This window comes from Okeania sp. SIO2B9 (assembly GCF_010672505.1).
Taxonomy (GTDB): Bacteria; Cyanobacteriota; Cyanobacteriia; order Cyanobacteriales; family Microcoleaceae; genus Okeania; species Okeania hirsuta.
The window spans coordinates 1-5,875 of sequence record NZ_JAAHGK010000384.1 but is presented as its reverse complement, the minus strand read 5'-3'; the positions used below and the strand labels follow the sequence as shown (position 1 = coordinate 5,875).

Annotated in this window: 4 protein-coding genes; 2 read left to right on the top strand and 2 right to left on the bottom strand. The window is 37.0% G+C overall.

Annotated elements, in window-relative coordinates; translation table 11 throughout:
• Window positions 1-540 precede the first annotated feature (540 nt).
• On the bottom strand, window positions 541-1,095 hold the full coding sequence (locus F6K13_RS15020) for a histidine phosphatase family protein (RefSeq protein ID WP_240038762.1): 555 nt from the start codon (window positions 1,093-1,095) through the stop codon (window positions 541-543).
• A gap of 566 nt (window positions 1,096-1,661) precedes the next feature.
• Between F6K13_RS15020 and malQ the strand changes: the two genes are divergently transcribed.
• Window positions 1,662-3,167 carry a 4-alpha-glucanotransferase gene (gene malQ / locus F6K13_RS15015; protein WP_124143111.1) on the top strand — a complete coding sequence of 502 codons (1,506 nt, stop codon included), beginning with the start codon at window positions 1,662-1,664 and terminating at the stop codon, window positions 3,165-3,167.
• A gap of 282 nt (window positions 3,168-3,449) precedes the next feature.
• Here the strand turns inward: malQ and F6K13_RS15010 are convergent, their stop codons facing one another.
• Window positions 3,450-3,596 (bottom strand): hypothetical protein, encoded by a 147-nt coding sequence (locus tag F6K13_RS15010; RefSeq protein WP_161564316.1) that lies wholly within the window; start codon window positions 3,594-3,596, stop codon window positions 3,450-3,452.
• Window positions 3,597-4,486: 890 nt separating this feature from the next.
• On the opposite strand from F6K13_RS15010, the gene F6K13_RS15005 reads away from it, so the two are divergent.
• Window positions 4,487-5,875: trypsin-like serine protease (locus F6K13_RS15005; RefSeq protein ID WP_287287761.1), on the top strand; the 1,389-nt coding region annotated here is incomplete at its 3' end.

Here is a 5,875-nt window from a genome sequence, read left to right as displayed (position 1 = left end):
TTAAATTTCGATCTTCAGAAAATACACATTTTTATATTATATAGCAAATCTGAATTGATTTGTAAAAAATCCCGAATCCATAGCACTACGCAAACAGAGCGCGGGTATTTCTCCACTCCCCTACTCCTATCTCCCCATCAATTTGTGGTAGGAAACATTAACGTATTTCATATTATCTACCAGAGAAGGAAAAATTTAGCGTTTTCTGAGTTTTTAGCTTTTAGTATGTCCTAATTTTTGCTTCGACTGCTACACCAAGAAACACAAAAGAAAGAGAGTAAAAAATCAACTTAAAATTCGATTCTCAAGGATACTCAATTATAGGAAAATTTTGTTTGATGTATAGATCTAGTGAAAAGGTATTCAACTATTCAAAAAACCTAGTTATCTCCTAATTATAAATATCCAATCATCAAAAATAAAATCAATTATCGTACATAAATCATCAATTATTTCCCCTCCTGGGAGGGGTTAGGGGTGAGTTCCCTACTCCCTACTCCCTACTCCCTCTTTTCTGGATATGTCTATTACCAAATTATCTTAAGTACCCTGTAAAGACCGTAATTTTTCGTCAAGATAACAACGGTCTGATAAACAATGTAGCAATGGACCATGATCACCCATTTCTAAAATACTTACTCCACCAACCAACATCGCAATGCGATCGCGATACCTGCCAATATCAATTCCTAATAAATCACAAAGCATAATTCTAATGGTTGCTTTATGAGACACAACTAATACATTACCTGTTTCATGGTTGTCTTGAATTTCTTGAATTACTTGAGAAGAGCGACGAGCAATATCTATACCTTTTTCTCCACCAGTAGGTCCATTCCAACCAGGATCTGTTAACCAACGAACATATTCATCATGGTAGTCGCGATTAACTGTTTCTGGAGTTTCTCCTTCCCATTTTCCGTAAGCAATTTCTTTCAAACCATCCCGTATTTGCATTTCTAATCCTACTGTATTACACAAAGGTTTTGCAGTAGCAATTGTTCTTTTCTTCGGGCTAACATAGGCGGCAGTCCAATTTAATGAGCTATGAGTTTTAGCAAATTGTTCTGCCATTTCTAACCATTCTGGAGTCAATTATGGGTCTAAAATACCACAGTAACCGCCAGTTTTACTGTATGTAGTCTCTCCATGTCGGATAAAATACAACTTCAAACTCATAGACCATATTCCTAATAATTTTTCTTTGATATACTAGCACTTTTACTAATTAAAGATTAAAAGTCAAAAGTTAGATAAATTAAGTAGTTAAAACCTGGTTAAAAACAGGTTAATTTTCGATAAAAATAATTGATTTTTTTTAAAAGGTTAATTGAAAATACTCTAAATATAAATATTCTATTTCTTAATTGAATGAAGTACAAAGTTGAAAATTTTAGGCAACAAAAAATCTGGGAGTATAATGTACCTCTGTGAAAATTAGAAGTCATATCTTGAATAGTTAAAATAATTAATAACCCTTATTAGAATTCTAAACGAATTATAAAATCTATAAATTTAGCCCAATAGATGGTAATTTAAAATTTCGTATCTGGTAATATCTTACAAAGCAGAAAGTCAAAGAAATTATAGTGTAGAAACTATTAATTTATCTAACTTTTGACTTTTGACTTTTAACTTTTGACTTTTGACTTATAAATACTATGACTTTTGAACGTGCAAGTGGCATCATACTACACCCTACAAGTTTACCCAGTAGATTCGGCATCGGGGATTTAGGCAAATCAGCTTATGAGTTTATTGATTTTCTGGCCAGAAGTGGACAAAAAATCTGGCAAGTATTACCTCTAGGCCCAACAGGTTATGAACATTCGCCCTATACCATGAATTTCAGCGCCTTTGCGGGAAATCCTCTGTTAATTAGTCTGGATATATTGGCAGAGAAAGGACTATTAAATCCTGATGAACTCACACCTCTACCATCAGAAAGTGACCCAGCATACGCTAGAGTCAACTTTGCAGAAGTTATTCCCCACAAAACTAAATATTTCCAGCAAGCTTACGATCGCTTCAAACAAGCTATCCCTCCAGAATACGAAATTTTTTCCCAACAACAATCATATTGGCTGGATGACTATGCTCTATTTATGGCTTTGCATGAGGCCAATCCAGATAAAACATGGAATCAATGGGAACCAGGTTTAGCTCGTCGAGAACCAGGTGCAGTAAAAATAGCAACAAGTCTATTACACGATAGTATTGAATATCATAAGTTCTTGCAATTTCAGTTTTTTGAACAATGGACAAAAGTCCGCAGATACTGCCACGGGAAAAATATCAAAATTATTGGTGACGTTTCGATTTATGTCTGTCATCATAGCGCAGAGGTTTGGAGTCACCCAGAAAACTTTGACCTTAACCCAGAAACTTTAGAACCCGCATGGAAAGCAGGAGTACCACCAGACTATTTTAGTGCAACGGGGCAGTTATGGGGAAATCCTGTCTATAACTGGGAAAACTTAATCAATACTAACTTTACTTGGTGGATCGAAAGATTTAGGGCAACTCTACAATATGTGGATGTTGTGCGCGTCGATCATTTCCGTGGTTTTGAAGCTTTCTGGCGAGTACCCGCAGGGGAAGATAATGCTATTAATGGCGAATGGGTAAAAGCACCAGGGTACAAATTATTTTCCAAATTACAGGAAGCTCTAGGAACTCTACCGATCTTGGCAGAAGACTTAGGAATTATTACTCCAGAAGTAGAAGCAATGCGCGATCGCTTTGAATTCCCGGGAATGCGAATATTATTGTTTGCTTTTGGTGGTGAGGCAGATCATCCCTACTTACCTCATAGTTATATTAACAACTGCATAGTCTATACGGGTACTCACGATAACGATACTACTGTCGGTTGGTGGTTACAAGCTCCTCAGGAAGTAAGACAGCACGTTGCTAAATATTTGGGTTATGCTAGTGATAGCGACATCCATGAAATCAGTTGGTCGCTCATGCGTTTAGCTTCTGCTTCCGTTGCTGATATGGCAATATTCCCTCTCCAAGATGTTCTTTCCTTAGATAACGGCGCTCGCATGAATGACCCTAGTGTTACTCCTGGTAACTGGCGCTGGCGCTATACCACTTCAGAGCTTTTGAGTCAAGAATTGAGCGATCGCTTACTACAAATTACTCAACTTTACAACCGATAATTAATGGAGAAGATAGTATAATATGTTACATCTTTTTTACTAACTAGATGTAAAAACAGAAAAAAAGATTATTATCTTTTCCCTTATTGGTTGAATACATTACCTTACAGAGGATATCAATGGGGTTAGTGGGGTGAGAATTCCCATCGACCCTATTCTCATTTCTACTGACTATTGACTACTGATTACTGACTACTAATTCAAAAATTTTTTGTCAGCAAAAAGTATGGGCGTTGGTGAAAAGAGGTATGATATGATGTCCGCAGAAGAAGGCGATAGAACTCAGTGACCTTTAACGCCACCAAAAAACTTTCTCCTTCTACTCGGGGTTTCTGATTCTTTCTTCTCTCCTGAGGAAGTCCGACTGACATCTCCTCCTGTGAGGGGCAGGGGTGGGTTGACTCCTAAAGAATTTAAGATGAATATCATACACGCGCTTTACCAACGCCAAAGTATGGTTTTTTTCTGCTTGATTAATCATCAATATTAACAGGCACGTTTCAGCATCATAGAAAATGGCGTTGGTAATTGGTAAGATGATTTTCTACTAGTGCAGGATGGCAGAAATAACTAACCAGTTACAAAATCCTAAAAGCCTTACCAATCAATACTTTTAACTGTCTTGAGTGTGTCTTACATTCTGAGGTCCCCTCAGAATTACACACTCGATGCATGACTTTTGACTTTTGACTTCCGCGTAGCGGCACTAGGGGTGATACCCATCACTTACTTTGGTAAAATATTTAGAGGTATCAGAAACAGACTACTGTTAAAGTTTCATCTCTTGATTTACCAACGCCTAGAAAATAGACTGCTCCTCCGTAGATACACAGAGAGTGCTACTTAACTACCTATGCAAGTTACAGCAGTTTTAATTTAGATAAAGCAAAGAGACCTTAGAGGTAGATTCCAGAAGGCATAGAGGAGAAATCATTTGCTTCACTCAAGTGAAAAGCACTATAAACTTATATGAAGTTTTGATGAAGCTATAATGAAACTTTGATGAAGAAATTTGATTTTTTATTCTCTGTATATTCTCTATTTTCTTAAAAACAAATCTTCAGTTTTTTATACATTTTAAGAATAATATAAAATCCATTACCCTACTTTGTTAGAATTGCTATACTATTAAGAAAAAGTCAATTGGGTTAGACAAACTTAGTCTGAACTCGATGTCATTCATCATCTAGAGGAATTAGGCAATGGGTCTTCATTTATCAAAAAATAACAAACTAAAAGCAAAATTCAATCATTCCATACTCAAATCTTTTAAAATAAAAAAAACTAGCAAAATAGGGCTTAGTTGCATACTTGGTTTAGTGGCCAGCCAGAGCATTCAAACATCAGTACGAAGTATAGTAATTAATGATGATGCGGGAGAAGAGACTGCTCAAGCCTTAGGTGCTCCTTTGACATCTGTCACCGATATTTTATTTTTCGATGAATTTGAAAATGATTTCATTAGTGCTTGTACTGGTTCATTAATTGCAAGTAACTATGTACTCACTGCCCAGCATTGCGTTCAGGATTTTTGGCCTGAAGATTTGAGTGTATCATTTCGCAGTGACGATGCAGAAAACAGTGTTTTAGCAGATATTGCCGTAACTGACATCTTCCAAGATGATACCTTTGCTCTATTGGATGGTACAGATATTGCTATACTTGAACTTGCCGAAGATGCTCCAGACTCAATCGATCCTCTAAGGTTATTTGGTTACAACCCTGAAGACCTCATTGGCAAAGAAGCAACTATAGTTGGTTTCGGTGATGTTGGTTTAGGTAGCGATGGAGGTGATACTAACAAAGATGGCCTGCGTTTGGCTGCTGAAAATACAATCGACCTGTTTGATGGCGGTTTTAATCCAGCATTTAATGATATCTTTGGCTCAAACATTTTTAACCTTGACTTTGATGATGGAACTGATAACAATAACACTTTATCCAGTTTTGGTAGTAGTTCTTCGCCCCTAGAAAATGAAGGAACTACTGCTCCTGGGGATAGTGGTGCTCCCCTTCTGGTAGAAGTAGATGGCGAGTTATTAATTGCAGGAGTTCATTCTGGGGGTACGAGTTTCGCTGGTGAATTTGGTGATGTCTCCTGGTTTACTCCAGTTGTAGAACACCGCGAACTTATAGAAGATGTTGGTGGTGAGTTTGTTGGTGGTTTTGTTCCCTCACCTACACCTACTCCCACACCCTCAGCAGAACCTGTATATGGAATACAGAATGGTGATTTTGAAGATGGTTTCAATGGTTGGAGTATTCTCGGTGCTGCTACGACACAACAGAATACAATACAACAGAATACAATACAACAGAGACAGAGTCTTGAGTCTAGTACTCCAGCCTCAAGTGGTGATTCTAATGGGTTAATTATTAATGATACACTTGCTGTCCCTACTGATGAGATTGAAGATTTTTTAGGGTTAGATCCATACAGTCTAACAGACTTATCACCAGATGTTGAATTCGTTGCTCAAGGGTCTGCGATCAAGCAAACTTTTCTGGCAAAAGCAGGAGATGTTATAACATTTGACTTCAATTTTTTGACAGAAGAAACTCTAGCTCCAGAATTTGGTTTTGACTCTGTAAATGATTTTTCTTTTGTGTCTCTTTCCAGTGATGTCTTAGACGATCCTATTTTAGAAATATTAGCAGATGTTTTATCCGATACATTTACATTGGTTAATTCTACAACTTTCTTCGAC